The sequence below is a fragment of the Pseudomonas sp. CHM02 genome, assembly GCF_000612585.1.
Classification (GTDB): Bacteria; Pseudomonadota; Gammaproteobacteria; order Pseudomonadales; family Pseudomonadaceae; genus Aquipseudomonas.
Map to the genome: position 1 here is coordinate 42144 of NZ_JFCA01000025.1, position 25435 is coordinate 67578.

The following is a 25435-nucleotide window of genomic DNA, read 5'->3' on the forward strand; positions in this document are numbered from 1 at the left end:
AAAGCCTCACAGAACCGCTTTCGGGTAAGAGCCCAGCACCTTGAGTGCCACGGCTTCCTGACTGATTTTCTCGAGCACGCCCTTGACCAGTGGGTCGCGGTGATGGCCGATGAAGTCGATAAAGAACACATAAGTCCATTTACCGCTGCGCGAAGGACGAGTTTCGATGCGCGTCAGGTCAATCCCGTTGTCGTGGAACGGCACCAGCAGCTCATGCAGCGCGCCGGGCTTGTTGCTCATGGAGACAATGATCGAGGTCTTGTCGTCGCCAGTCGGTGGCACTTCCTGGCTGCCGATCATCAGGAAGCGCGTGGAGTTGTCCGGGCGGTCCTCGATTTTCTCGGCCAGGCGCGTCAGGCCGTACAGGCCCGCGGCCATATCACCGGCGATGGCCGCCGAATTCCACTCGCCCTTGACCCGCTTGGCGGCTTCGGCGTTGCTGGAGACCGCCACGCGCTCGACATTCGGGTAGTGCGCGTCCAGCCACTTGCGGCACTGGGCCAGGGACTGGGCGTGGGAGTAGATGCGACTGATGCTGTCGGTCTTGGTGTTCTCGCCCACCAGCAGGTGGTGGTGGATACGCAGCTCGACTTCGCCACAGATCACCATGTCGTGCTCGAGGAAGCTGTCCAGCGTGTGGTTGACCGCGCCTTCGGTGGAGTTTTCCACCGGCACCACGCCAAAATTCACCGCACCGGCGGCGACTTCACGGAACACTTCGTCGATGGCCGCCATTGGCTTGCTGATCACCGCGTGGCCGAAGTGCTTCATGGCCGCCGCTTGGGTGAACGTGCCTTCCGGGCCGAGGTAAGCCACTTTCAGTGGCTGCTCAAGTGCCAGGCACGAGGACATGATTTCACGGAACAACCGCGCCATCTCTTCGTTGCCCAACGGGCCCTTGTTGCGCTCCATGACGCGCTTGAGTACCTGGGCTTCACGCTCGGGGCGGTAGAACACCGGCACTTCGCCTTCGGCCAGGGACGCCATCTTCACCCGTGCTACTTCCTGGGCGCACCGCGCGCGCTCACTGATCAGCTCCAGGACTTTCTCGTCCAGGCTGTCAATGCGTACGCGCAGGGCCTTGAGTTCTTGCTCAGACATTAGCCGTGTTCCTTTTCGAACTCTGCCATGTAGGCCACCAGCGCCTTGATGGCGTTGATGTCGACAGCGTTGTAGATGGAGGCGCGCATGCCACCGACCGAGCGGTGGCCCTTGAGGTTCAGCAGGCCGCGCTCGTCGGCACCGGCCAGGAATGGCTTGTCCAGACGGTCATCCGCCAAGCGGAACGGCACGTTCATCCACGAGCGGTCGGTCAGGTTGATCGGGTTGCTGTACAGGCCACTGGCGTCGATGAAGTCGTACAGGACGCGCTTCTTCTCTTCGTTCAGCTTGCCCATGGCAGCCACGCCGCCCTGCTCTTTCAGCCACTCGAAGACCAGGCCGGACAGGTACCAGGCGAACGCCGGCGGGGTGTTGTACATCGAGCCGTTATCGGCCGCGACCTTGTAGTTGAGCATGGTCGGGCACACCGAACGGGCACGACCCAGCAGGTCTTCGCGGATGATGTTGACCAGGATGCCGCTCGGGCCGATGTTCTTCTGGGCGCCGGCGTAGATCATGCCGTACCTGGACACGTCGATCGGGCGCGAAAGGATGTCCGAGGACATGTCGCACACCAGCGGGACGTCGCCGACTTCCGGCACCCAGTCGAATTCCAGGCCGCCGATGGTTTCGTTCGCGACATAGTGTACGTAGGCAGCGTCCTTCGACAGCTTCCATTCGTTCTGACCGGGAATGGCGAAGTAGTCGTAGGGCTTGGCGGTACCGGCAATGTTGACGTGACCGTAACGCGAAGCCTCTTCAATGGCCTTCTGCCCCCAGATGCCGGTGTCGATGTAGTCAGCCGTGCCGTCTTCCGGCAGCAGGTTCAGCGGGATCTGGGCGAACTGCTGGCTGGCGCCGCCCTGCAGGAACAGCACTTTGTAGTTGGATGGGATGTCCAGCAAGTCGCGCAGATCCTGCTCGGCCTTGGTGGCGATGGACACGAACTCATCGCTGCGATGGCTCATTTCCATCACGGAGAGGCCTTTTCCATGCCAGTCGAGGAGTTCACCCTGCGCACGCTGCAGGACTGCTTCAGGAAGCGCCGCGGGACCGGCACAGAAGTTATAGGCTCTCTTGCTCACATCCAATCTCACTCTGATCTGGTGGGGCTGCAATCATGTTCGGTAACAACCTTTTCTCTGGAGCGAACCCTTGTGGGAGCTGGCTTGCCTGCGATAAGGGCACCTCGGTAGCGCAGTGATACCGCGGCGCTGCCATCGCAGGCAAGCCAGCTCCCACATTGACCGCGTCCAGCCAAAGGACGTGTTATTTCATAAGGGACAAACAACAAGGGGGCGAATCTTCATCCGCCCCCTGTGTGTCCGCTTATTCCTGCGGTTCTTCTTCGTCTGCGGCAGCATCGAGGGTTGGCTCGTCGACGTTGTCATCGCCTGCTGCGATCACCTCGCCTTCGAATTCCTCGCCTTCCAGCTCTTCGCCTTCGACTTCCGACGGCTCCTGGACACGCTCCAGGCCGACCAGTTTTTCATCCTTGGCCAGCTTGATCAGGGTCACGCCCTGGGTGTTACGGCCCAGGCTCGACACTTCAGCCACACGGGTACGTACCAGTGTGCCCTGGTCGGAAATCAGCATGATTTCCTCGCCGTCGAGCACCTGGACCGCGCCGACCAGACGGCCGTTGCGGTCGTTGCTGACCATGGCGATCACGCCCTGGCCGCCACGCTTGTACTCCGGGAACTCGCTGATGGCCGTACGCTTGCCATAACCACGCTCGGAAGCGGTGAGGATCTGGCTGCCTTCTTCCGGGATCAGCATCGAGATCAGCTTCTGCCCTTCCGGCAGGCGCATGCCGCGCACACCGCGGGCGGTACGGCCCATGGCGCGAACGTCGGACTCCTTGAAGCGCGTCACCTTGCCGCCATCGGAGAACAGCATCACTTCACGCTCGCCATCGGTAATGGCAGCGGAGATCAGTACGTCGCCTTCGTCCAGCTCGAGGGCGATCAGGCCCACGCTGCGTTGACGGCTGAAGGACTCCAGCGGGGTCTTCTTCACGGTGCCTTTGGCGGTCGCCATGAAGATGAAGTGACCTTCGGTGTATTCCTCGACCGGCAGCATGGTGGTGATGTACTCATCACTGTCCAGCGGCAGCAGGTTGACCAGTGGGCGACCACGGGCGGCACGGGAGGCTTCCGGGATTTCGTAGGTTTTCAGCCAGTACACCTTGCCTTTGCTGGAGAACAGCAGCAGCGTGGTGTGGCTGTTGGCGACCAGCAGATGAGCGATGTAGTCCTCATCCTTCACGCCGGTAGCCGATTTACCTTTACCGCCACGACGCTGGGCCTGGTACGCAGCCAGCGGCTGGGTCTTGGCATAGCCACCGTGGGAGATGGTCACCACACGTTCTTCTTCCGGGATCATGTCGCCCAGGGTCAGGTCGAGGCGCGCATCGAGGATTTCGGTGCGGCGCACGTCGCCGTATTCGGCGCGGATCACTTCCAGTTCTTCGCGGATCACTTCCATCAGGCGCACGGCGCTGCTGAGGATGCGGATCAACTCGCCGATCTGGTTGAGGATCTCCTGGTACTCGGCCAGCAGCTTCTCGTGCTCCAGGCCGGTCAGGCGGTGCAGGCGCAGTTCCAGGATGGCCTGGGCTTGCTCTGGCGACAGGAAGTACTTGCCTTCGCGCAGGCCGTATTGCGGGTCCAGGGTCTCCGGACGGCACGAGTCGGCGCCGGCACGTTCAACCATGGCCACCACGGCGCTGGATTCCCAAGGGGTGCTGATCAGCGCCTCTTTGGCTTCCGACGGGGTTGGCGAAGCCTTGATCAAGGCGATCACCGGGTCGATGTTCGACAGCGCAACAGCCTGGCCTTCCAGGATGTGGCCGCGTTCGCGGGCCTTGCGCAGTTCGAACACGGTACGGCGGGTGACCACTTCGCGGCGGTGACGCACGAAGGCTTCCAGCAGATCCTTGAGGTTCAGGATGCGCGGACGGCCATCGATCAGGGCAACCACGTTGATACCAAACACGCTTTGCAGCTGGGTCTGGGCGTAGAGGTTGTTGAGGATCACCTCAGGCACTTCACCACGACGCAGCTCGATCACTACGCGCATACCGTCTTTGTCGGACTCGTCGCGCAGCTCGGTGATGCCTTCGAGCTTCTTCTCCTTGACCAGCTCGGCGATCTTCTCGATCAGACGCGCCTTGTTCAGCTGGTACGGGAGTTCGGTGATGACGATCTGCTGGCGACCACCGACCTTGTCGATGTCTTCGATGATCGAGCGGGCACGCATGTAAATGCGGCCGCGGCCGGTGCGGTAGGCTTCGATGATGCCGGCGCGACCGTTGATGATCGCGGCGGTCGGGAAGTCCGGGCCGGGAATGTATTGCATCAGTTCATCGACGGTCAGCTCGGGGTTGTCGATGAGCGCCAGGCAACCGTCGATGACTTCACCGAGGTTGTGCGGCGGGATGTTGGTCGCCATGCCCACGGCGATACCGCTGGAACCGTTGACCAGCAGGTTGGGGATCTTGGTGGGCATGACGGCCGGGATCATTTCGGTGCCGTCGTAGTTCGGCACCCAGTCCACGGTTTCTTTATGCAGGTCGGCCAGCAGTTCGTGCGCCAGCTTGGTCATGCGCACTTCGGTGTATCGCATGGCCGCGGCGTTGTCGCCGTCGACCGAACCGAAGTTGCCCTGGCCGTCTACCAGCAGGTAGCGCAGGGAAAACGGCTGGGCCATCCGAACGATGGTGTCGTACACCGCAGTGTCGCCGTGAGGGTGATACTTACCGATCACGTCACCGACAACACGGGCAGATTTCTTGTACGGCTTGTTCCAGTCGTTACCCAGCTCGCTCATCGCGAACAGCACACGCCGGTGCACGGGCTTCAAGCCATCGCGCGCATCAGGCAGTGCCCGACCGACAATTACGCTCATCGCGTAGTCGAGGTAGGACTGTTTCAGCTCGTCTTCGATATTGACCGGGAGGATTTCTTTGGCCAGTTCGCCCATGAGAAGCCTGATTCCTTTTTCGGGTGAAACCTCGTCACATCCATATGGGACGAACGAAGCTCGCCGCCGCCGGCAAAGTGCCTGACAACGACTTACGACAAATCAACGAGTTATGACACGGATCTGCACGTTATAGGCCACCCCTCGGGGCAACCCTGGAAACCGCCGGATGTTATCACAATCGCCGCCACGCACCTATCCCCCTGATGCGCATGGAGCATAGTAAGTTGACGGATGACAGGCTTGAGGGCGACGAGAGGGGCTCAGAGCTGGATCCAAGCCCGATTTCGGGGGAAAATTGGCTTAATGCAGGCGTTTACGGCACATCAACTTGGCCAGCCTGGCGGTGTCCGGCCGTTCAACGATGCCTTTTTCGGTCACGATCACGTCGATCAGGTCGGCCGGGGTCACGTCAAACACCGGATTGAAGGCGGCTACATCCGCCGCGAAGCGCTGGCCGGCGACTTCCAGCAACTCACCGGCGTCGCGCTCTTCCAGCGCTACGTCATCGCCAGTCGCCATCATCATGTCCAGGGTCGAACTCGGCGCCACCACCATGAACCGCACGCCGTGGTGCATGGCGCACACCGCCAACTGGTAGGTACCGATCTTGCTGATCAAGTCGCCATTGGCGGCGATGCAATCGGCGCCGACGATCACCCAGGTCACGCCTTTGGTCTTGAGGATATGCGCCCCCGCCGAATCGGCATTCACCGTCACCGGGATGCCCTCGCCCGCCAGTTCCCAGGCGGTCAGCCGCGAACCTTGCAGCCAGGGCCGGGTTTCATTGGCGTAGACCTGCTCGACCATACCCTCCAGGTAAGCTGCGCGAATCACTCCAAGCGCCGTCCCCACGCCACCCGTCGCCAGGGCGCCTGCATTGCCATGGGTGAGGATGGCCTGGGCATTGCCCTGGTGCTTGCGGATCAGCTCGACGCCCAGTTGGGCCATGGTCAGGTTGGCTTCGCGATCACTTTCGTGGATCGCAATCGCCTCGGCTTCCAGCACCGCCAGCGGATCGGCGTGTTTTTTGACGCGGTCCAGGCGGTCGCGCATGCGCTTCAACGCCCAGAACAGGTTCGACGCGGTGGGGCGGGCGTCGGCTAAAAGTGCGTAGTCTTCTTCCCAGGCGGCTTGCCAGTCACCGCCCTCGGCGATCCGCTCTCGGGCGGCCAGCACCAGGCCATACGCAGCGCTGATGCCAATGGCCGGTGCGCCGCGCACCACCATCGAACGGATGGCCGCCGCCACGTCATCGACCGTGACGCAGGCCACCCAGCTTTCCCGGGACGGCAAGGCACGCTGATCGAGCAGGTACAGCGCGCCATCACGCCAATCGATGGCCTTCACCTTCTCCGCTGCCAACAGTCGATCGCGCATCCCTTACTCCGCACTCATGAACAAAGCCGCCGATTATAGCGATCCGCCAGCCAGGACGCTCGGGTATACTTCGCCCTTCTTTTATAGCTGCCTGGGAAGAAGCCTGCGATGACCGCCACTGCCGCCCCGCTCGACTTATTGTTGCTGCCAACATGGCTGGTGCCTGTCGAACCCGCTGGTGTGGTGCTCAAGGAACATGGCCTGGGCATTCGTGATGGGCGCATCGCCTTTATCGGGCCACGGGCGGCGGCGCTCAAGCTCGCGGCCACCGAAGTGCGCGAGCTGCCGGGCATGCTGCTCAGCCCCGGCCTGATCAACGCCCACGGGCACGCGGCGATGAGCTTGTTCCGCGGCCTGGCCGACGACCTGCCGCTGATGACCTGGCTGGAAAAGCACATCTGGCCCGCCGAGGCCAAGTGGGTCGATGAAGCGTTTGTACGCGACGGCACCGACCTGGCCATCGCCGAGCAACTCAAGGGCGGCATCACCTGCTTCTCCGACATGTACTTCTACCCCAAGGTCGCCAGCGATTGCGTGCACAACAGCGGCATGCGCGCGCAGATCGCGATTCCGATCCTCGACTTCCCGATTCCCGGCGCCAGCACGCCCGACGAGGCCCTGCGCCAGGGCATCGAGCTGTTCGGCGACCTCAAGCACCACCCGCGCATCAAGATCACCTTCGGCCCCCATGCGCCCTATACGGTGTGCGATGACAACCTGGAAAAAATCCGGGTGATCGCCGAAGAGCTGGACGCGGCGATCCATATGCATGTTCACGAAACCGCCTTCGAAGTGCAGCAAGCGGTCGAGCAGACCGGCGAGCGCCCACTGGCGCGCCTGGGCCGCCTCGGGCTGTTGGGGCCGCGCTTCCAGGCCGTTCATATGACCCAAATCAGCGAGGACGACCTGGCTTTGCTGGTAGAAAGCAACACCAGCGTGATCCATTGCCCGGAATCGAACCTGAAACTGGCCAGCGGCTTTTGCCCGGTGGAGCGTCTGTGGCAGGCTGGCGTGAATGTGGCCATCGGCACCGATGGCGCCGCCAGTAACAACGACCTCGACCTGCTGGGCGAAACCCGCACCGCGGCCATGCTGGCCAAGGCCGTCGCCGGCTCTGCCACCGCGCTGGATGCCCATCGCGCCCTGCGCATGGCGACGCTCAATGGCGCGCGGGCCATGGGCCTGGAAAGCGAGATTGGCTCGCTGGAAGTCGGCAAGGCGGCGGATATCGTTGCCTTCGATCTGTCGGGGCTGGCGCAACAACCGATCTACGATCCGGTCTCACAGCTTATATATGCCACCGGACGCGATTGCGTGAAACACCTTTGGGTCGCCGGCAAGCCATTGCTCGACGACCGGCAATTGACCCGCATGGATGAACAACAGTTGACCGCCACGGCCATTGCCTGGGGCCAACGCATCAGCGGGCACAGCGAATAACGCCGATCTTGAACCCGGGTGTTCAGGACTGACAAACCGATTTATCAGATTTAGAGGATTCACCATGAGCAACGTCGACCACGCCGAAATCGCCAAATTCGAAGCCCTGGCTCACCGCTGGTGGGACCGCGAAAGCGAGTTCAAGCCCCTGCACGACATCAACCCGCTGCGGGTCAACTGGATCGACGAACGCGTCAACCTGGCCGGCAAGAAGGTGCTGGACGTCGGTTGCGGCGGCGGCATCCTCAGCGAAGCCATGGCCCAGCGCGGCGCGACCGTAATGGGTATCGACATGGGCGAAGCGCCGCTGGCCGTGGCCCAACTGCACCAGCTGGAATCCGGCGTGAACGTCGAGTACCGCCAGATCACCGCTGAAGCCCTGGCCGAAGAGCTGCCCGAGCAGTTCGACGTGGTCACCTGCCTGGAAATGCTCGAACACGTGCCGGACCCGTCCTCGGTCATCCGCGCGTGCTTCCGCATGGTCAAGCCGGGCGGCCAGGTGTTCTTCTCCACCATCAACCGCAACCCCAAGGCCTACCTGTTCGCGATCATCGGCGCCGAATACATCATGAAGCTGCTGCCGCGCGGCACCCATGACTTCAAGAAATTCATCCGCCCCTCCGAGCTGGGCGCCTGGAGCCGCCAGGCCGGGCTGACCGTCAAGGACATCATCGGCCTGACCTACAACCCGCTGACCAAGCACTACAAGCTGGCCAACGACGTCGACGTCAACTACATGATCCAGACCCTGCGCGAGGAGTGAGCCTGTGAAGTTGCGAGCGGTTCTCTTCGACATGGACGGTACCCTGCTGGACACCGCGCCGGACTTTATCGCCATCTGCCAGGCCATGCGCGCCGACCGCGGCCTGACGCCGGTCAACCCCCAGCACATCCGCGATGAAATCTCCGGCGGCGCGCGGGCGATGGTCGCCGTGACCTTCTCGATGGACCCGGAATCCCCAGGCTTTGAAGAATTGCGCCAGGAATTCCTCGAGCGCTACCTCACAGGCTGCGCGGTCCACAGCAAACTGTTCGACGGCATGGCCGAGCTGCTGGAAGACATCGAGAAGGCCAAGCTGATCTGGGGCGTGGTCACCAACAAGCCACTGCGCTTTGCCGAACCGATCATGCAGCAACTGGGCCTGGCCGAGCGCTCGGCGCTGCTGATCTGCCCCGACCATGTGAAGAACAGCAAGCCGGACCCGGAGCCGATGATCCTGGCGTGCAAGATGCTCGACCTGGACCCGGCCAGCGTGCTGTTCGTGGGCGATGACCTGCGCGATATCGAGTCCGGCCGCGACGCCGGCACCCGCACCGCCGCCGTCACCTACGGCTATATCCACCCGGACGACAACCCGCGTCATTGGGGTGCCGATGTGGTGGTGGATCACCCGTTGGAACTGCGCAAGGTGCTGGATAACGCACTGTGCAGTTGCTGATTGTTCACCGAATCTACTGACCAATGAAGATCCAAATGTGGGAGCGGGCTTGCTCGCGAAGGCGGTCTATCAGGACCAAATTTGCTGCCTGATACTCCGCATTCGCGAGCAAGCCCGCTCCCACAGGGGATCAACGTTGCTTTCAAGTTTGCTGTCTGCAACCTGCTGAACTTTTGCCGAGGATGCTTATGTTTGATTATTCCGCACGTCCAGACCTGCTCAAAGGCCGGGTGATCCTGGTGACCGGCGCCGGTCGCGGGATTGGCGCGGCAGCGGCGAAAACCTACGCCGCCCATGGCGCTACCGTATTGCTGCTGGGCAAGACCGAAGCCAACCTGGCCCAGGTGTATGACGAGATCGAAGCCGCAGGCCAGCCACAACCGGTGGTGATCCCCTTCAACCTGGAGACCGCCCTGCCCCATCAGTACGATGAGCTGGCGGCGATGATCGAGAAGGAATTCGGCCACCTCGACGGCCTGTTGCACAACGCGTCGATCATCGGCCCGCGCACACCGCTCGAGCAGTTGTCCGGTGAGAATTTCATGCGGGTCATGCACGTGAACGTCAACGCGATGTTCATGCTGACCAGCACCTTGCTGCCGCTGCTCAAACTGTCCCAGGATGCGTCGGTGGTGTTCACCTCCAGCAGCGTCGGGCGCAAGGGCCGGGCGTACTGGGGCGCTTATGGCGTGTCGAAGTTTGCTACCGAGGGCCTGATGCAGACCCTGGCGGACGAGCTCGACGATGTGGCGGCGGTGCGCTCGAACAGCATCAACCCCGGCGGTACGCGCACCAGCATGCGCGCCCAGGCGTATCCAGGGGAAAACCCGTTGGAACGGCCGGCACCGGAAGAGATCATGCCGGTGTACCTGTACCTGATGGGGCCGGACAGTACCGGCATCAACGGCCAGGCGTTCGACGCGCAGTAATGCTGCGCCCCGTAGGAGCCGGCTTGCCGGCGATAGCAATCTGTCTGACGCAACGTTGACGGATACACCGCTATCGCCGGCAAGCCGGCCCCTACAGGGGTTGGCGTCAGACCTCAGTGATTTCCGGCTTGGATGCTTTCCTCGGCGCATCCGCCACCAAAGGGATCTCCCTGCCTTCGGCATCAAACAATTTGCCGCCGCTGAAGTAATCCCCATCACGCAGTTCCGACACATCTCGGAAGCACAGGCTGCGCTCGGTCCCCGCCACAAACACCGACTGCTGGTCCGAGTTGCCGGCAGTGAAATGGTTGAACGCCAGGTTCAGCAGGATCGCCATGATCGCCGACGAGCTGATCCCCGAGTGAAAGATGGTCGCAAACCAGGACGGGAAGTGATCGTAGAAGCTCGGTGCAGCAATCGGGATCATGCCAAAACCGATCGATGTAGCCACGATGATCAGGTTCATGTTGTTACGGTAATCCACCTTGGACAAGGTGCGGATGCCGCTGGCCGCCACAGTGCCGAACAGCACAATCCCGGCCCCGCCCAGCACTGAGGTGGGCACCGCCGCGATCACGCGCCCCATGAACGGCAACAAGCCGAGGATCACCAGGAACAGCCCGCCCGTGGCCACCACGAAGCGGCTCTTCACCCCGGTCACCGCCACCAGGCCGACGTTCTGGGCGAACGCGCTCTGGGTGAACGAACCGAAGATCGGCGCAAACATGCTCGACAACATGTCGGCGCGAAGGCCGTCACCCAGGCGTTTGGAGTCGACCTTGGTGTCGATGATTTCACCCACGGCCAGGATGTCCGCCGAGGTCTCGACCAACGTCACCATCACCACGATGCACATGGAAATGATCGCTGCGATATGGAAGGTCGGCATGCCGAAATGGAAGGGAGTGGGGAAACCGAACATCGGCCCCTGGGTCACGCCGGAGAAGTCGGCCATGCCGAGGAACACCGCGATCACGGTGCCGATCACCATCGCCAGCAGGATCGACAGGCGCGAAATGGTCGCACTGCCGATCTTGCTTAGCAGCAACACCAGCACCAGGGTCAATGCCGCCAGACCAATGTTGGACATGCTGCCGAAATCTGCGGCGCGACTGTTGCCGCCCATGGCCCAGCGTGCCGCGACGGGCATCAGGGTCAGGCCGATGGTGGTGATCACAATGCCCGTCACCAACGGCGGGAAAAACTTGGTGATCCGCGAGAACACCGGCGTGATCAACAGCCCGATTAACGACGCAGCCATCACCGCCCCGAGAATCGCCGGCACACCGCCGGCGCCATCGCTGCCGACAATCGCCACCATGGTTGCCACACCGGCAAACGAGACGCCCTGCACCAGCGGCAACTGACAGCCGAAAAATGGCAGGCCGAGGGTCTGCAACAGCGTGGCCAGGCCACCGGCAAACAACGACGCGGCGATCAACAGACCGATATCCGCCGGCGACAAACCCGCCGCCTGGCCGACGATCAACGGTACCGCGACGATGCCGCCGTACATGGTGAGCACATGTTGCAGGCCGTAAGCCATGTTGGCGGCGACGCCGAGATTCTCATCTTCTGGCCGCTGCGGTGACGCCTTCGGGATAGTCATGGTGAGGGGTTCTCTGTTTTTGTTGTGCGGCCACTGTATGCAATGTTTGGACTGCATGTCCATATAGTTGTATACAATCAATCTAACAAGATACCCTCCATCGGCGTTACAAAAACAATCCGGCCGTGATGAGCCAGAACGCCAAAGGACCAGAACAATGAAAAAGGCATTACAGGGAGCGACCGTTGCACTCACCCTCCTCGGCGGCGGGGAGGCCGTCGCGGTGGAATGGATGAACAACAGCGTAGGATTTCGCTACGGCCAACAGTTCACCAATCCGAACAACCCCGACGCATTCAGCAAGCGCATCTACAGTTTCACCCACGCCAGCGGCTACCGGTACGGCAGCAATTTCCTCAACCTTGATGTATTCCTGTCCGACAACCGCGACCCGCGCAAGGGCACCGATCATGGCGGGAGTGAGGTGTATGCGGTGTATCGCCACCAGTTGTATGCATCGCGGGTATTCGATGTGCCGCTGGGCACCGGCCTGATCAAGGATTACGCGCTGACCCTGGGTTTCGACGCCAACCGCAACAACAACGTTGCCTCAGCGAAAAAACGCGCGCTGGTGATCGGCCCGACCTTGAAGTTCAACACGGTCGGCGTGCTGGACCTGAGCCTGATGTACTACAAGGAAAGGAACCACACCGGTATCCCCGGCGCGCAGGAATCGAACCACACCTTCGATGACACCTACATGCTCAACCTGACCTGGATGCGGCCGTTCGAGATCGCCAACCACGCGGCAAAATTCCAGGGGTTCATCAATTACGTCGGGGAGAAAGGCGAGGACTACCACGGCCGCGACACTGCGCCGGAAACCCTGATGCGCACCGCGCTGATGGTGGCGGTGCGACCGGGCAAAAGCGTCAAGCCAAACCTTTACCTTGGGGTGGGTTACGAGTATTGGCATAACAAGTTCGGCGTAGATGGCGGCCGGGGTAGCCGCACATCGACGCCGACGGTGAATATGGAAATCACCTTCTGACTGAAGAAACCCAATCAACCTGTGGGAGCTGGCTTGCCTGCGATGCGAGCGACTCGGTGCATCAGGTACACCGAGCCGATGCTATCGCAGGCAAGCCAGCTCCCACAGTTTTGACCGCGTTGTCACTTCAGATTCGAGCCAGTTCGGAGCGATCGGTTTTCGGCCGCGCCAGCCAGTAACCCAACACCGCCAGTGGCGCGGTCGCCAGCATCACGATCACGGTAATCAGCAGTGGCTGGTCGAGCATCGACGACACCAGCAGGCTGCTGAGAAAACACAGGCCCAGTTGCAGGGTGTTTTGCAGGGCCGCTGCCTTGCCGGAATTTTCCGAAAAGGGCATCAGCGCATTCGCCACCACGATGGGGTAACTGGCACCGTTGCACAGCGCCATCAGGCAGAACGGAATCAACAAGGTGGTGAGGGTTGGCACGGTCAAGGTGGCGACCAGGTACAACGCCACCATGCTGATGCAGTAAGCCAGCAACAGCCAAGGCAGCAGCGTCTTGCCCGGCAAGTGCTGCAAGGCACTGCGGCAACTGTAGCCTCCGACCAGAAAAGCCAGGGTCGGCAGCACGTAGCTCAGGCCGATGTCATTGGGGCTGTAGCCCATGCCGCCGAGGATGAACGGCGACGCGGTCAGCCAGGCGAAGAAACTGGCCGAGCAAGCGGCGAAAATCATCACATTGCCGGTAAACACGCGAGACACAAGCAACTGCCCGTAACCGAGGCGCACTGGTTCGCGCTCCTCTGCCTGGCGTTTCGGCATGCCGCGCAGGAATACAGTGGGCAGCAGCAACAGCACCGACACTCCCAGCAAGACGCCGAAGATCGCCTGCCAACCGAAGTGATTGAGCATCATCGCGCCCAACAGCGGTGCGAGCGCAGGCGACAACGACATCAGCGGCATGATGCTGGCGAACACACGATGGGCCTTGTCGGCCGGGTAGCGGTCGATCACCAGGGCCTGCCAGCTTACGGCGGCGGAACACACGCCGATCGCCTGGATAAAGCGCAACGCCAGCAGTTGCGGCGCAGTCTCGACCCAGAACATGCCCGCGCAGCCCAGCACAAACAGACTCAGGCCGACCAGCAAGATGGGCTTGCGCCCCAGGCGATCGGACAACGGCCCCCACAACAACTGCCCCACCGCAAAACCGGCGAGGAAGATACTCAAGCTGGCGCCCACCGCACCAGCGCCAATCTGCAACTGCTCGCCCATGGCGCCGAACGCCGGCAAGTACATGTCCATGGCGAGGTAACCGAGCATGCTCAGCCCCGCCAGATACGCGGTGAAACCAAAAGAATTTTTCATCGAAGCCTTGCTAATCCTGCCATCAAACTATTTGCTGACTGTCGCCCATTATGAAGCTGACAATTTGTGTGTGAAGCGATAATAATTGGACACTATCATCAATAAATTTGAAGGCATCCGCCATGTGGTCCGAATATTCCCTGGATGTGGTCGATGCCGTGGCGCGGCATGGCAGTTTCAGTGCCGCCGCCCAGGAACTGCATCGGGTACCGTCGGCCATCAGCTATACGGTGCGTCAGCTTGAAGAGTGGCTGGCGGTGCCGCTGTTCGTGCGACGCCACCGCGACGTCGAGCTCACCCCCGCCGGTCGCCTGTTTATCGACGAAGCCCGTGGCGTGATGAAAAAAATGCTCGGCACGCGGCGCCTGTGCCAACAGGTTGCCAATGGCTGGAGTGGCCAGTTGAAGGTCGCAGTGGACTCCATCGTCAAACCCCAGCGCTGCCGACAGTTGGTATTGGATTTCTATCGGCAGTTTCCCGAGGTCGAACTGCTGCTGGAGTACGAGGTGTACAACGGGGTGTGGGATGCCCTGGCAGATGAACGCACCGACATTGTGATCGGCGCCACCAGCGCGGTGCCGGTGGCCAGCCGTTTTACCTTTCGCGACATGGGCTTGTTGAACTGGCTGTGCGTGGTCAGCGCGCGACACCCGCTGGCGAGCGTCGAAGGGTTACTGAGTGACGATCAACTGCGCCCCTTTGCCTCGCTGTGCATGACCGACACCTCGCGCAACCTGCCCAAGCGCGACACCTGGACCCTGGATAACCAAAGGCGCCTGGTGGTGCCGAACTGGGCCTCGGCCATCGATTGCTTGCGCGACGGCCTGTGCGTCGGCATGGCGCCGGCGCATCAGGTACTGCCGTGGATCGAACGCGGTGAACTGGTGGCACTGCAGTTGAGCCGGCCGTTTCCGGCCAGCCCGTCGTGTGTGGCATGGGCGCAGAGCAAGCTTTCGCCGGCCATGGCGTGGCTGTTGGAGTATTTAGGGGATACCGAGACGATGAACCAGGAGTGGCTGAACGGAAACGATCCCTGACAATCATGGAGATCCCCTGTGGGAGCGGGCTTGCCCGCGATGGCGGCGTGTCAGTTTGCCAATATTTCGACTGATACACCGCTATCGCGGGCAAGCCCGCTCCCATAGTTTGAGTGTATTTCAATCCAATAGACGGGTAATGGCTCGCACGATCATCTCGACCTCCTTGGCATCCAGGGTCAGTGGCGGCAACAGGCGGATGACCTTGCCGCGCGTCACGTTGATCAACAACCCATGCTCCTGAGCGGCACGCTGGGCCAGGTCCCGGTAAGGGTGGGTCAGCTCAATACCTATCATCAACCCCCGCCCGCGAATCGCCCGTACCTGCGGGTGCTCACTCAACGCCACCCGCAACCGCGCCAGCAAGCGCTCACCCTGCTGCGCCGCGTTCTGCAGCAAGCCTTGCTCTTCGATGATCTCCAGCACGGTGCACCCGACCCGACACGCCAAGGGGTTGCCGCCGAAGGTGCTGCCGTGACTGCCCGGCGTGAACAACTGGGCCACCGCGCTCCGGGCCAGGCAGGCGCCAATCGGCACGCCATTGCCGAGGCCTTTGGCCAGGGTCATCACGTCCGGGACAATGCCTTCATGCTGGAAGGCGAACCAGGCGCCGGTGCGGCCGATGCCGGTCTGGATTTCATCCAGCATCATCAGCCAGCCGTGGCGCGTGCAATGATCACGCAGCGCTTGCAGGTAGCCCGGCGGCGCTGGCAGCACGCCACTTTCCCCTTGGACCGGCTCCAGCAGGACCGCCGCGATGCGCGAGCCGAATGCCTTCGTGATGGCTTCGATCGCGGCGATATCGCCGAAACCCACCTTGAGAAAATCCCCCGGCAAACGTTGGAAGCCCAGGCGCACCGAGGGCCCGTCGCTGGCGGCCATCGTGCCCAGTGTGCGGCCATGAAAAGCGTTTTCCATCACCACCACCAACGGTTCTTCAATGCCCTTTTTCCAGCCCTGCAGCCGTGCCAGCTTCAGCGCGGTTTCGTTGGCTTCGGCACCGGAATTGTTGAAGAAGGCGCGGTCCAGGCCAGACAGCTGGGTGAGGCGCTGGGCCAGCCGTTGCTGCCAGTCGATGCTGTAGAGGTTGGAGGTATGTAACAGCAAGCCAGCCTGCTCGCTGATCGCCGTCACCAACCGGGGATGCGAGTGACCGACATTGGTCACCGCCACACCGGCCACCGCGTCCAGGTATTCGCGGCCCTGCTGGTCCCACAGGCGCGTGCCCAGGCCGCGGGTGAAGCTCAGGGCCAAGGGTTGGTAGGTGGTCATCAGGCAGGCGGCGGTCATGGTGCGGGCTCCAGTGCATCGTAGTGATGGCTGCAGTATCGTTAGCCACCCGGGCTGGATAAACTGCGCATACCTCCAATGACTTTAAACCAGGACTTGATAATGGACCTGTTCCAGGCAATGTCGGTGTACGTGAAAGTGGTCGAGACCGGCAGCATGACGGCGGCGGCCCAAGCCTGTGGGATGTCGACCACCATGGTCGGCAACCACCTGCGCGCTCTGGAGCAGCGCCTGGGCGTCAGCCTGCTCAAGCGCACCACGCGCAAGCAAAGCCTCACGGAGTTTGGCGGGCAGTATTACCAGCGCTGCCTGGAGGTGTTGGGGTTGGTGGCCGACTCCGAGCAACTGGCTGAACAAGCCCACAGCGATGTCCCCAAGGGCACCCTGCGCATCACCGCGCCCCCCGTGTTCGGCACCGAACGCCTTACGCCGGCCTTGAGCGAGTTTTCCCGGCGCTACCCGCTGATCAACCTGTACGTGGTGCTGAGCAATGAGCGGATGGACTTGGTCGACAGCGGCTTCGACGTGGCGATCCGGCTCGGCGAACTGGAAACGTCCAGCCTGATCGCCAGGCCAATGCAGGACTACACGCTGACCCTGTGCGCGTCACCGGCCTACCTGGCGCGACGCGGCACGCCGCAGACACCCGACGACCTGCAGCAGCACGACTGCCTGGCGTTTGCCTACCCGGCGAGTGACAACTGGCGCGACTCCGAAAAACTCTGGCGCATGACCGGCGATGGCGGCGAGCAGGAGGTGCCGGTGTCCGGTTCATTGACCATCAACAGCTCGCAAGGCTTGCGCCAGGCGGCGGTGAACGGCATGGGCATCATCATGCTCGCCGATGCCCTGGTGCAGCCGGACCTGGAGAGCGGCAAGCTGGTGGCCTTGTTAACCGCCTATCGACTGCCCAGCCGCCCCATGCACCTGCTCTACGGCCAGGATCGTTATCGCCTGCCCAAGCTACGCGCCTTTGTAGATTTCGCCATGGAAAAGTGGGCGCGCTAGAAGCCCCACGCCCAACTCACAGGCAATAAAAAACGGCCCCGAAGGGCCGCTTTCTCAAACCGGATGACTCAGGCCTGGATCAGACCGTTGATCTTCACGGTCGGATTCACATCAGCCTCGTAGTCCACGCCGTCGATTTCAAAGCCGAACAGACGCAGGAACTCAGCCTTGTAGCCGGCGAAATCGCTGATCTCGTTGACGTTGTCGTCGGTGACCTGGTTCCACAGGGCTGCCACGGCGTCCTGGACCTTCGGTTCCAGCTCGGCCAGGTCGGCACGCAGGCGGCCGTCAGCGTCGAGTTTAGGCTGGCTGCCGTACAGGCTGTCCTTGAACAGGCCATAGACTTGCTCGATGCAACCTTCGTGGGTGCCCTGCTCTTTCATCACCTTGAACAGCAGCGACAGGTACAGCGGCATGATCGGGATGGCCGAGCTGGCCTGGGTGACCACGGCCTTGAGCACCGACACACGGGCGTCGCCCTTGAGCGCCGCGAGGTTGTCGCGCAGGGTCAGGACTTTCTTGTCCAAGTCTTTCTTGGCTTCGCCGATGGAGCCGTTCCAGTAGATGTCCTGGGTCAGCTTCTCGCCGAGGTAGGTGAACGCGGTGGTCTTGGCGCCTTCGGCCAGCACGTCGGCGTCACGCAGGGCATCGATCCACAGCTGCCAGTCTTCGCCGCCCATGACTTTCACGGTGCCGTCGATTTCTTCCTGGGTAGCAGGCTCAAGGGTGGTGTCGACCACAACGCCTTTGTCGGTGTTGATACCGCGCAGGGTCACAGCCTTGCCGATCGGCTTGAGGGTGGAGTTGTGCACCACGCCTTGCGGGTCGGTACGGCGTGGCGCGGCCAGGCTGTAGACAACCAGGTCGATCTTGCCCAGGTCTTTCTTGATGGTTTCGATGGTCAGGCGCTTGATCTCGTCGGAGAACGCGTCGCCGTTGATGCTCTTGGCGTACAGGCCTTTTTCGACGGCAAACTTCTCGAACGCAGCGCTGTTGTACCAGCCGGCGGAGCTCAGCTTGCCTTCTTCGCCTTCTTTCTCAAAAAACACGCCCAGGGTGTCGGCGCCGCAGCCAAACGCAGCACTGATGCGCGCGGCCAGGCCATAGCCTGTGGAAGCGCCGAGGACCAGCACCTTTTTCGGGCCGCCTTCGATGGCGCCGTGCTCAGTTACGTAGTCGATCTGCTCCTTGACGTTCGCTTCACAGCCAACAGGGTGAGCGGTCACACAGATAAAGCCACGAACCCGCGGTTTGATGATCATAAAATTTCTGCCTCTTCCAAGGTGCCGAAGGCCAGTGGTGGCCATTCAACTTCAATCGTACCGGTCTATGACGTCCAAAAAACCGAAGCGTCACGATAGTCGCAAATCTTCCGTTTACAAAATCCAATCCACACCGCGAAGCCAGGGTTAAAAACTGTGTAAAGCCTTCACAATTTCGCAATATTTAAAACGCCTATGCCGCGCAGAACGCCTTATCATGACGCAGTTGTTTCAACATGTTTCAAAACCCCCACCACTCGCAGCCACGGATCCGGACCTGTCGAATGGCGTCCTGCTGGAGCTGAGTTACATGAATAAGCCTGCTTTGCGCAAAAAAGCGGTATCGGTCGCCTGGGTACTCGGTGTACTGCTGATCATTGATGTGTTCCCCGAGACCACGCTGGTGTTTCTCGGCCTGGTCGTGGTCTGCGGTGTCTACGACTTCCTGCGAAACGGCCTGTATGACACGCCGACCATCAAGAAATACTTTATCGGCAGTGGCCGCAACACCTGGCTGCTGGCGCCGTTCAATACCCTGTTCGATTTGTTGAGCTCGCGTAATCGCCACGTGTATACGATGCGCGACCTGCCACCGGCCTGGCGCGAAGACCTGCAACAGGTGATCAATGACGCCATGGCCCACAAGGAGGAAATCATCGGTTACCTGGACGAACGCATGGCCGAGAAGAAGCGCGGCATGCTGTTCTTCCAATGGTACGGCCGGCCCATCGAGACCGCCCTGGACATTCCGAAGCTGCGCGAAAAACTGCCTTTCGTGAAGACCATTGGCGTGTCGGTGTTCAATGAAAACCGCTCGACATCATTTCACTTCGGCCCCCTGCGCATGATGTTCCGCGTGCTCTACAACATGGCTCCGGCGCCCCATCACGAAGGCGTGTACATCCAGGTAGGCAAGCACAAGCACTACTGGCACGACGACCCGCTGTTTATCTTCGATGACACGCTGATGCATGCGTCCTTCAATAAAAACGATGCAAAGCGTTACTGCCTGTTCATCGACATCGTGCGGCCGACCCCGGTGCCCCTGGTGCTCAATGCCGTGATCGCCGGGTTTGCCGGCCTGGTCTTTACCCTGCGTCGGGTTTTCTACAAAAACTGGAAGCTGATTCAGTGAGTTCTGCGGCATGATGGTGCTGGACGGTGTTTGCGCTCGGCGTTGCGCCTGAGGTAAACAACCGTCTCGTGCGACCGAATTCGGCGCCCACCATTCTCAAGCCATCGCGGCCCCCTGAGGGCGCGGTGGCTGTGCTTTCAAGGAATCAGAATGCCCCAACGTCAAGTCATCAACGCCTCCGTCAGCCCCAAGGGCAGCCTCGAAACCCTGTCCCAACGTGAAGTCCAGCAACTGAGCGAAGCCGGTACCGGCAGCATCTACACCCTGTTCCGCCAGTGCGCCCTGGCGATCCTCAACACCGGCGCGCACATCGACAACGCCAAGACCATCCTCGACGCCTACAAAGACTTTGAAGTGCGCATCCACCAGCAGGACCGCGGCGTGCGCCTCGAACTGCTGAACGCCCCGGCCGACGCCTTCGTCGATGGCGAAATGATCGCCAGCACCCGCGAAATGCTGTTCAGCGCCCTGCGCGACATCGTCTACACCGAGAACGAACTCGACAGCCAGCGCATCGACCTGAGCAACTCCCAGGGCATCACCGACTACGTGTTCCACCTGCTGCGCAACGCCCGTACGCTGCGTCCGGGCGTCGAGCCGAAAATCGTGGTGTGCTGGGGCGGGCACTCGATCAATACCGAAGAATACAAATACACCAAGAAAGTCGGCCACGAGCTGGGCCTGCGCAGCCTCGACGTGTGCACTGGCTGTGGCCCTGGTGTGATGAAAGGTCCGATGAAAGGCGCGACCATTTCCCACGCCAAGCAACGCATCACCGGCGGGCGCTACCTGGGCCTGACCGAGCCGGGCATCATCGCGGCCGAAGCGCCGAACCCGATCGTCAACGAGCTGGTGATCTTGCCGGACATCGAAAAGCGCCTGGAAGCGTTCGTGCGCGTCGGCCACGGCATCATCATCTTCCCGGGCGGTGCCGGCACGGCAGAGGAGTTCCTGTACCTGCTGGGCATCCTGATGCATCCGGACAACCGCGACCTGCCCTTCCCGGTCATCCTTACCGGGCCGAAACACGCCGCGCCGTACCTGCAGCAACTGCACGCGTTCGTCGGTGCCACCCTGGGTGAAGCGGCGCAGGCGCATTACCAGATCATCATCGACGACCCGGCCGAAGTGGCGCGCCAGATGACCGCGGGCCTCAAGGCAGTGAAGCAGTTCCGCCGCGAGCGCAACGACGCGTTCCACTTCAACTGGCTGCTGAAGATCGACGAGGGCTTCCAGCGCCCGTTCGACCCGACCCACGAAAACATGGCCAGCCTGCAATTGAGCCACGCGCTGCCGCCCCACGAACTCGCCGCCAACTTGCGCCGTGCGTTCTCGGGGATCGTGGCGGGTAACGTCAAGGACAAGGGCATCCGCCTGATCGAGCAGAACGGCCCGTATGAGATCCACGGCGACCCGGCCATCATGAAACCGCTGGACGAACTGCTGCAGGCCTTCGTCGCCCAGCACCGCATGAAATTGCCGGGCGGCGCGGCCTATGTGCCGTGCTACCGCGTGGTGCAATGAATTAGCGTTGTACCGCCACACATTTGATTTCCACCAGCAGGCCGGGGTGTGCCAGTTCAGACACCCCGATCGTGGTCCAGGCGCAATGCCCGCGTGGAAACAGGCGGTTTTTCACTTCGCGGAAAACCGCCATGTGCTGGCTCATATTGACGTGGTAGGTGGTCATGTCCACTACGTCATCGAAGGTGCAGCCGCCCTCTTCCAGGACCTGCCGCAGATTCTCCCAGGCCGCGACGAATTGCGCCTCGGGGTCCTCGATAACAGCCAATCCAGGCGTACGCCCGACCTGCCCTGCGCAATATAGAGTCTTGCCGACTTTGACCGCGGGCACGTAGCCGGCGCGCTCGACGATGGGGTGCATGGCGGGAGGGATGATGAGGTGGCGGTCGGTCATGGTTTGTATCTCTTTAAACCCTGCGGGCGAGGACAGTTCGGACGAGTGTTTTACCTGTTCCGACTAACCCAGACCAGATGAGTGACCTATGGACCAACGGATATTGTCCTCTGTCATTCCTTACCCTAAGGTAAGGAATATCCCGATGGAGATCTTCACTATGGCGACCGCCACTCTGACCTCGAAAGGTCAAATAACCATTCCTGTCCAAGTCAGGACAGCCCTTGGCCTGGAAACAGGCGACCGGGTTGAGTTCGTAGAAATGGAAGATGGACAGTTTTCCATCATTGCCGCCAGCAAAACAGTGCATGACCTCAAGGGGCTGATCCGCCAACCTGCCGAGGCTGTCTCCATCGAGGAGATGAACCTGGCCATCGCAGCGCGAGGAGTAAAAGCAGGATGATCGGACTGGATACCAATGTGCTGGTGCGCTACGTCACCCAGGATGATCCGGTTCAATCAGCCAAGGCGTCCGAGCTGATCGAATCGCTGACCACCGCCTCGCCAGGCTTTGTCAGCATGGTTTCCATCGTGGAGTTGGTCTGGGTGCTGCAGAGTTGCTACCAGTCGGCCAAGAGCGATGTGGTGACGGTGCTGGAAACCCTGCTACGCACCCGCGAACTGACCCTGGAGCATGCCGAGCTTATCTGGCAGGCGCTGCGCAAGTTCATGGCGAACAAGGCTGACTTCGCAGACTGCCTGATCGAGCGCTGCGCACATGCCGCCGGCTGCAAGTACACGGCCACCTTCGACCTCAACGCGATCAAGACAACGGGCATGAAGCGGCTGGCCTGAACCGCTGCGTTGCGACAGCGGACGGGCTTTGGTAAAAAACGCTTCCAACCTTCTTGATCGAGAGAAAGACTGACGTGCGCATGTTTCTACTCGCAGCCCTGGCCACGGCCTCCACACCCGCCCTGGCCGACACCATCACCTGGCCAGACCTGCCGAAAACCTGCTTCGTCAGCGGCCGCTCCGCCACCAGTGCAGATGTGGATACCGGTTGCGCGGCATTCCTGATCAATGTGAAAGGTCAGGCGGCGGGCACACCGATCAAGCTGGATATTCCCCAATACGCCATGCACGTCGACGAAACCACGGGCAAGGAAACCCCGGTGATCCTCATCCAGGCGGAGGAGAACGGCGAGATCAAGGCGGTGGGCTACAGGGAATTGAACACCGATCAACTCGGTGCGGCGCTGCTGCGCGAGGTTCGGCTGCTAGGCACCCAGAAGCCGATCTGACACTTTATGCAGGAGCGAGCTTGCTCCTACAGCAGCGCTGCCTGGCTCAGCGAACCCAGCCGCCCCCCTGCCAGTGGTACCCATCATTACGCTGCACCCAATGCGGATGCACATAGCGATAGCCCTCGCGCACCGGCTCCCAATGGCCGTGGACCGCGACATAGCGACCGCCTTCCCAGCGCCAGTACCCGCGTGACCATATATAGCCGTAGCGCACCGGCGGCTCGACTTCGATCACTTGCACCGGTGGCGGTTGTGGCGCCACGACCTCGACATACTCACGTTGCACCGGCCTGCGCTCATGCACGACGCGCTCTTGCACACACCCGGATGCCGCGACGACCATGGCCGCCAATGCTGCATAACGTAGCAACATAAAAAACCCTCGGACGCTGACGCCCAGTACCTGCACCGCTAAAAATGCCCCCTTGTTGCAGCCTCGCTCCTGCTTGGCTGTGGGTATTTTTAACAGGTGGTGTCTGTCAGCTTGCTGAACCCGCAGCCCTCACGACGTGCACGCGACGGTCGGTCGCTTCAGGCGTACCAGCAGCAGCCCGGCAACCACCACGCCAATGCCGGCGTAGGTCGAGGCATGAATCACATCGCCAAACATCAGCGCCGCCCACACCAGGGTGACTGGCGGCTCCAGGTAGACCAGCGCCGCCACATGGGTCGCAGTCATCACGCGCAGCAGCATCCAGAGGCTCAAATAGGCGACGAAGGTCGAGAACACCGTGAGCCAGACAATCGAGATCAACAGGTCAGGGTCATGGGGAATACTCAGTGTGTCGGTGTAGAGCACCGCGCCGGTAAAGCCGATCAGGGTCAGCAGTGACTGGATGAACAGCGGCAACACCAAGCCTGCATCCTCGCGTTGCACAGTGCGACGCTCGTACAGGGTCGCCAGTGTCAGCCCCAGCGCCGCGGCCAATGGCAACAGGTACATGACCAGGCTGACGCTACCTCCGCCGCTGCCGTACTGCCCGGCAATCACGATAGAAACGCCAACGAAGCTGATCATCAGCCCGCCCCACTGCCAGCCGCCACTGCGCTCAGTCGTGCTGCCGGTCGACAGCGCGGCCGTCATCAACGGTTGCAGCGCCGCGATGATCGCTGCAATACCGGGCGGCAAGCCATTCTGGATCGCGACGTAGAGACAACTCAGGTACAGGAACTGCGAGAGAAACCCGATGACGGCGTAATGGCGAACCTGCGCCCATGACACCTTCGACAGCCTGATGTTCAAGAACAGTCCCAGGCACACCGAGACCAGCAGGAAGCGCCAGAACAGCAGGTTAAAAGCATCACCCCCCTGCGTCCCCAATTTGGCGCCGATATAGCCAGAGCTCCATGACAGCACAAACGCTGCCTGTAACAGCAGCCGTTTTAAAGTTGATCGCGTCATGATGCCTGCCCGTCGGTCCAAGTTGACTGAAAGGCTACGGGCCGCACATGATTCTGTATATTTGAATAAGCCGCACCATCAATTCGCAATAGTGGAATCATGGCCAGACAACTGAATATCGACCTGTTACGCACCTTCCACGCCGTGGCGCGCTTCGGGCGCTTCAACGAAGCGGCCGAGCATGTGCACCGCAGCGCGTCCACCGTGACGACGCACATACAGAAGCTCGAAGACCAGATCGGCCAACGCCTGTTCAGCCGCAGCAACCAGGGCGTGGAGTTGACGCTCTACGGCAAGAAACTGCTGGGCGAAACCACCGAGTTTCTCAAGAGCCATGACCGCCTTCTGATTTCACTGATGCCCCAACGCATGCAGGGCAAGATCCGCCTGGGCGTGCCGGACACCTATGCGCCCGCCTTCATCCAGGAATTCCTGCCCCGACTGATCGCCGACAATCCGCTGCTGGAATTCGAAGTGGAAGCGCGCACCAGTGGTGAACTGCTGAACCTGTTCATGGCGAATCAGTTGGACCTGGCAATCACCGTCAGCGCGCATCCGCTGGCACAGGGCGAACGTCTGGGGCCAGTGCAGCCGCTGTGGGTCGCAGCCGAGGGCTTCAGCTTCCCGCCGAATGCGCCATTGCCCATCACCGTGCCCATCGCCGGCTGCTCTTACCGCGCGGCGGCCTTGCAAGTGCTGAAAGAGCACGGGATTTACCACCGGGTACTGTTGGAAAGTCCCAACTCAACAGCTGTCGAAGCGTGCATCCGCAGCGGTGTGGCGGTGGGATTGATTGAGGAAAGTCGCATGGGCACAGGGCTGACACAGGTGATAGCGGGGGTCGAGCTTCCCCCGCTGCCGGTGCATCATCTTTACCTGCTGTGCGACAGCAGCAACGCCCTGGCCCTGCACCTGTATGAACAAGTTAAACAGGGCTTCCACATCTGAGCG

Annotated in this window: 24 protein-coding genes; 13 read left to right on the plus strand and 11 right to left on the minus strand. The window is 61.3% G+C overall.

Annotated elements, in window-relative coordinates:
• Window positions 1-6 precede the first annotated feature (6 nt).
• The 4 genes from pheA to mtnA form a co-directional block, all read right to left on the minus strand.
• Window positions 7-1101, minus strand: a complete 1095-nt coding sequence (gene pheA / locus BM70_RS0115965; protein ID WP_003172650.1) for a prephenate dehydratase — start codon at window positions 1099-1101, stop codon at window positions 7-9.
• On the minus strand, window positions 1101-2186 hold the full coding sequence (serC, locus tag BM70_RS0115970; protein ID WP_025856941.1) for a 3-phosphoserine/phosphohydroxythreonine transaminase: 1086 nt from the start codon (window positions 2184-2186) through the stop codon (window positions 1101-1103). Before serC ends, pheA begins: the two co-directional genes overlap by 1 nt.
• Window positions 2187-2430: 244 nt before the next feature.
• Window positions 2431-5085: a DNA gyrase subunit A gene (gene gyrA / locus BM70_RS0115975; RefSeq protein ID WP_010211963.1), complete on the minus strand. Its 2655-nt coding sequence runs from the start codon at window positions 5083-5085 to the stop codon at window positions 2431-2433.
• A gap of 303 nt (window positions 5086-5388) precedes the next feature.
• Window positions 5389-6465 (minus strand): S-methyl-5-thioribose-1-phosphate isomerase, encoded by a 1077-nt coding sequence (mtnA, locus tag BM70_RS0115980; protein ID WP_025856942.1) that lies wholly within the window; start codon window positions 6463-6465, stop codon window positions 5389-5391.
• A 108-nt stretch (window positions 6466-6573) separates the two neighbouring features.
• Between mtnA and BM70_RS0115985 the strand changes: the two genes are divergently transcribed.
• The 4 genes from BM70_RS0115985 to BM70_RS0116000 all read left to right on the plus strand — a co-directional run bounded on the left by BM70_RS0115985 (window position 6574) and on the right by BM70_RS0116000 (window position 10273).
• Window positions 6574-7905 (plus strand): TRZ/ATZ family hydrolase, encoded by a 1332-nt coding sequence (locus BM70_RS0115985; protein WP_025856943.1) that lies wholly within the window; start codon window positions 6574-6576, stop codon window positions 7903-7905.
• 64 nt (window positions 7906-7969) lie between these two features.
• A complete protein-coding gene (gene ubiG / locus BM70_RS0115990; RefSeq protein ID WP_025856944.1) occupies window positions 7970-8668 on the plus strand; it encodes a bifunctional 2-polyprenyl-6-hydroxyphenol methylase/3-demethylubiquinol 3-O-methyltransferase UbiG in 699 nt (232 codons plus the stop codon).
• 4 nt (window positions 8669-8672) lie between these two features.
• Window positions 8673-9344, plus strand: a complete 672-nt coding sequence (mupP, locus tag BM70_RS0115995) for an N-acetylmuramic acid 6-phosphate phosphatase MupP (protein WP_025856945.1) — start codon at window positions 8673-8675, stop codon at window positions 9342-9344.
• A 188-nt stretch (window positions 9345-9532) separates the two neighbouring features.
• Complete coding sequence (locus BM70_RS0116000) at window positions 9533-10273, plus strand: YciK family oxidoreductase (protein WP_025856947.1); 741 nt, start codon at window positions 9533-9535, stop codon at window positions 10271-10273.
• A gap of 106 nt (window positions 10274-10379) precedes the next feature.
• Here the strand turns inward: BM70_RS0116000 and BM70_RS0116005 are convergent, their stop codons facing one another.
• Window positions 10380-11882, minus strand: coding sequence for a nucleobase:cation symporter-2 family protein (locus BM70_RS0116005; RefSeq protein WP_025856948.1), 1503 nt, complete (start codon window positions 11880-11882; stop codon window positions 10380-10382).
• Between the two features lie 157 nt (window positions 11883-12039).
• Between BM70_RS0116005 and BM70_RS0116010 the strand changes: the two genes are divergently transcribed.
• On the plus strand, window positions 12040-12873 hold the full coding sequence (locus BM70_RS0116010; RefSeq protein WP_025856949.1) for a hypothetical protein: 834 nt from the start codon (window positions 12040-12042) through the stop codon (window positions 12871-12873).
• A 127-nt stretch (window positions 12874-13000) separates the two neighbouring features.
• Here the strand turns inward: BM70_RS0116010 and punC are convergent, their stop codons facing one another.
• Window positions 13001-14185, minus strand: a complete 1185-nt coding sequence (punC, locus tag BM70_RS0116015) for a purine nucleoside transporter PunC (RefSeq protein WP_025856950.1) — start codon at window positions 14183-14185, stop codon at window positions 13001-13003.
• 122 nt (window positions 14186-14307) lie between these two features.
• On the opposite strand from punC, the gene punR reads away from it, so the two are divergent.
• Entirely contained in the window at window positions 14308-15222 is a 915-nt protein-coding gene (gene punR, locus BM70_RS0116020) for a DNA-binding transcriptional activator PunR (RefSeq protein ID WP_025856951.1), read from the plus strand.
• 120 nt (window positions 15223-15342) lie between these two features.
• Here the strand turns inward: punR and BM70_RS0116025 are convergent, their stop codons facing one another.
• A complete protein-coding gene (locus BM70_RS0116025) occupies window positions 15343-16512 on the minus strand; it encodes an aspartate aminotransferase family protein (RefSeq protein WP_025856952.1) in 1170 nt (389 codons plus the stop codon).
• 102 nt (window positions 16513-16614) lie between these two features.
• Between BM70_RS0116025 and BM70_RS0116030 the strand changes: the two genes are divergently transcribed.
• Window positions 16615-17520, plus strand: a complete 906-nt coding sequence (locus BM70_RS0116030) for a LysR family transcriptional regulator (protein WP_025856953.1) — start codon at window positions 16615-16617, stop codon at window positions 17518-17520.
• Between the two features lie 68 nt (window positions 17521-17588).
• On the opposite strand, the gene fabV is transcribed toward BM70_RS0116030, so the two are convergent.
• On the minus strand, window positions 17589-18782 hold the full coding sequence (gene fabV / locus BM70_RS0116035) for an enoyl-ACP reductase FabV (RefSeq protein ID WP_025856954.1): 1194 nt from the start codon (window positions 18780-18782) through the stop codon (window positions 17589-17591).
• Between the two features lie 310 nt (window positions 18783-19092).
• Between fabV and BM70_RS0116040 the strand changes: the two genes are divergently transcribed.
• The gene (locus BM70_RS0116040) at window positions 19093-19917 is read left to right on the plus strand and encodes an aspartyl/asparaginyl beta-hydroxylase domain-containing protein (RefSeq protein WP_025856955.1); all 825 of its coding nucleotides are present in this window, start codon (window positions 19093-19095) and stop codon (window positions 19915-19917) included.
• A 150-nt stretch (window positions 19918-20067) separates the two neighbouring features.
• A complete protein-coding gene (gene ppnN, locus BM70_RS0116045) occupies window positions 20068-21441 on the plus strand; it encodes a nucleotide 5'-monophosphate nucleosidase PpnN (RefSeq protein WP_025856956.1) in 1374 nt (457 codons plus the stop codon).
• 1 nt (window position 21442) lies between these two features.
• On the opposite strand, the gene BM70_RS0116050 is transcribed toward ppnN, so the two are convergent.
• The gene (locus BM70_RS0116050) at window positions 21443-21835 is read right to left on the minus strand and encodes a RidA family protein (protein WP_025856957.1); all 393 of its coding nucleotides are present in this window, start codon (window positions 21833-21835) and stop codon (window positions 21443-21445) included.
• 145 nt (window positions 21836-21980) lie between these two features.
• On the opposite strand from BM70_RS0116050, the gene BM70_RS0116055 reads away from it, so the two are divergent.
• The 3 genes from BM70_RS0116055 to BM70_RS0116065 all read left to right on the plus strand — a co-directional run bounded on the left by BM70_RS0116055 (window position 21981) and on the right by BM70_RS0116065 (window position 23079).
• Window positions 21981-22238 carry an AbrB/MazE/SpoVT family DNA-binding domain-containing protein gene (locus BM70_RS0116055; RefSeq protein ID WP_025856958.1) on the plus strand — a complete coding sequence of 86 codons (258 nt, stop codon included), beginning with the start codon at window positions 21981-21983 and terminating at the stop codon, window positions 22236-22238.
• The gene (locus BM70_RS0116060; RefSeq protein ID WP_025856959.1) at window positions 22235-22630 is read left to right on the plus strand and encodes a PIN domain-containing protein; all 396 of its coding nucleotides are present in this window, start codon (window positions 22235-22237) and stop codon (window positions 22628-22630) included. Before BM70_RS0116055 ends, BM70_RS0116060 begins: the two co-directional genes overlap by 4 nt.
• An 80-nt stretch (window positions 22631-22710) precedes the next feature.
• Window positions 22711-23079, plus strand: a complete 369-nt coding sequence (locus tag BM70_RS0116065; RefSeq protein WP_051556770.1) for a hypothetical protein — start codon at window positions 22711-22713, stop codon at window positions 23077-23079.
• Between the two features lie 46 nt (window positions 23080-23125).
• Here the strand turns inward: BM70_RS0116065 and BM70_RS0116070 are convergent, their stop codons facing one another.
• Both BM70_RS0116070 and BM70_RS0116075 read right to left on the minus strand, forming a co-directional pair.
• Complete coding sequence (locus BM70_RS0116070; protein ID WP_043274284.1) at window positions 23126-23455, minus strand: YXWGXW repeat-containing protein; 330 nt, start codon at window positions 23453-23455, stop codon at window positions 23126-23128.
• A 129-nt stretch (window positions 23456-23584) separates the two neighbouring features.
• Window positions 23585-24484: a DMT family transporter gene (locus BM70_RS0116075; protein WP_025856962.1), complete on the minus strand. Its 900-nt coding sequence runs from the start codon at window positions 24482-24484 to the stop codon at window positions 23585-23587.
• A 99-nt stretch (window positions 24485-24583) separates the two neighbouring features.
• On the opposite strand from BM70_RS0116075, the gene BM70_RS0116080 reads away from it, so the two are divergent.
• Entirely contained in the window at window positions 24584-25432 is an 849-nt protein-coding gene (locus BM70_RS0116080) for a LysR substrate-binding domain-containing protein (RefSeq protein ID WP_025856963.1), read from the plus strand.
• The last annotated feature ends 3 nt before the right edge of the window (window positions 25433-25435 follow it).

Bases quoted from the DNA above. Each gene is read 5' to 3' on its own strand.
- pheA (WP_003172650.1), bottom strand. From the start codon at position 1,101: ATGTCTGAGCAAGAACTCAAGGCCCTGCGCGTACGCATTGACAGCCTG.
- gyrA (WP_010211963.1), bottom strand. From the start codon at position 5,085: ATGGGCGAACTGGCCAAAGAAATCCTCCCGGTCAATATCGAAGACGAG.
- mtnA (WP_025856942.1), bottom strand. From the start codon at position 6,465: ATGCGCGATCGACTGTTGGCAGCGGAGAAGGTGAAGGCCATCGATTGG.
- BM70_RS0115985 (WP_025856943.1), top strand. From the start codon at position 6,574: ATGACCGCCACTGCCGCCCCGCTCGACTTATTGTTGCTGCCAACATGG.
- ubiG (WP_025856944.1), top strand. From the start codon at position 7,970: ATGAGCAACGTCGACCACGCCGAAATCGCCAAATTCGAAGCCCTGGCT.
- BM70_RS0116000 (WP_025856947.1), top strand. From the start codon at position 9,533: ATGTTTGATTATTCCGCACGTCCAGACCTGCTCAAAGGCCGGGTGATC.
- BM70_RS0116005 (WP_025856948.1), bottom strand. From the start codon at position 11,882: ATGACTATCCCGAAGGCGTCACCGCAGCGGCCAGAAGATGAGAATCTC.
- BM70_RS0116010 (WP_025856949.1), top strand. From the start codon at position 12,040: ATGAAAAAGGCATTACAGGGAGCGACCGTTGCACTCACCCTCCTCGGC.
- punC (WP_025856950.1), bottom strand. From the start codon at position 14,185: ATGAAAAATTCTTTTGGTTTCACCGCGTATCTGGCGGGGCTGAGCATG.
- punR (WP_025856951.1), top strand. From the start codon at position 14,308: ATGTGGTCCGAATATTCCCTGGATGTGGTCGATGCCGTGGCGCGGCAT.
- BM70_RS0116025 (WP_025856952.1), bottom strand. From the start codon at position 16,512: ATGACCGCCGCCTGCCTGATGACCACCTACCAACCCTTGGCCCTGAGC.
- BM70_RS0116030 (WP_025856953.1), top strand. From the start codon at position 16,615: ATGGACCTGTTCCAGGCAATGTCGGTGTACGTGAAAGTGGTCGAGACC.
- fabV (WP_025856954.1), bottom strand. From the start codon at position 18,782: ATGATCATCAAACCGCGGGTTCGTGGCTTTATCTGTGTGACCGCTCAC.
- BM70_RS0116040 (WP_025856955.1), top strand. From the start codon at position 19,093: ATGAATAAGCCTGCTTTGCGCAAAAAAGCGGTATCGGTCGCCTGGGTA.
- ppnN (WP_025856956.1), top strand. From the start codon at position 20,068: ATGCCCCAACGTCAAGTCATCAACGCCTCCGTCAGCCCCAAGGGCAGC.
- BM70_RS0116050 (WP_025856957.1), bottom strand. From the start codon at position 21,835: ATGACCGACCGCCACCTCATCATCCCTCCCGCCATGCACCCCATCGTC.
- BM70_RS0116055 (WP_025856958.1), top strand. From the start codon at position 21,981: ATGGAGATCTTCACTATGGCGACCGCCACTCTGACCTCGAAAGGTCAA.
- BM70_RS0116060 (WP_025856959.1), top strand. From the start codon at position 22,235: ATGATCGGACTGGATACCAATGTGCTGGTGCGCTACGTCACCCAGGAT.
- BM70_RS0116065 (WP_051556770.1), top strand. From the start codon at position 22,711: ATGTTTCTACTCGCAGCCCTGGCCACGGCCTCCACACCCGCCCTGGCC.
- BM70_RS0116070 (WP_043274284.1), bottom strand. From the start codon at position 23,455: ATGTTGCTACGTTATGCAGCATTGGCGGCCATGGTCGTCGCGGCATCC.
- BM70_RS0116075 (WP_025856962.1), bottom strand. From the start codon at position 24,484: ATGACGCGATCAACTTTAAAACGGCTGCTGTTACAGGCAGCGTTTGTG.
- BM70_RS0116080 (WP_025856963.1), top strand. From the start codon at position 24,584: ATGGCCAGACAACTGAATATCGACCTGTTACGCACCTTCCACGCCGTG.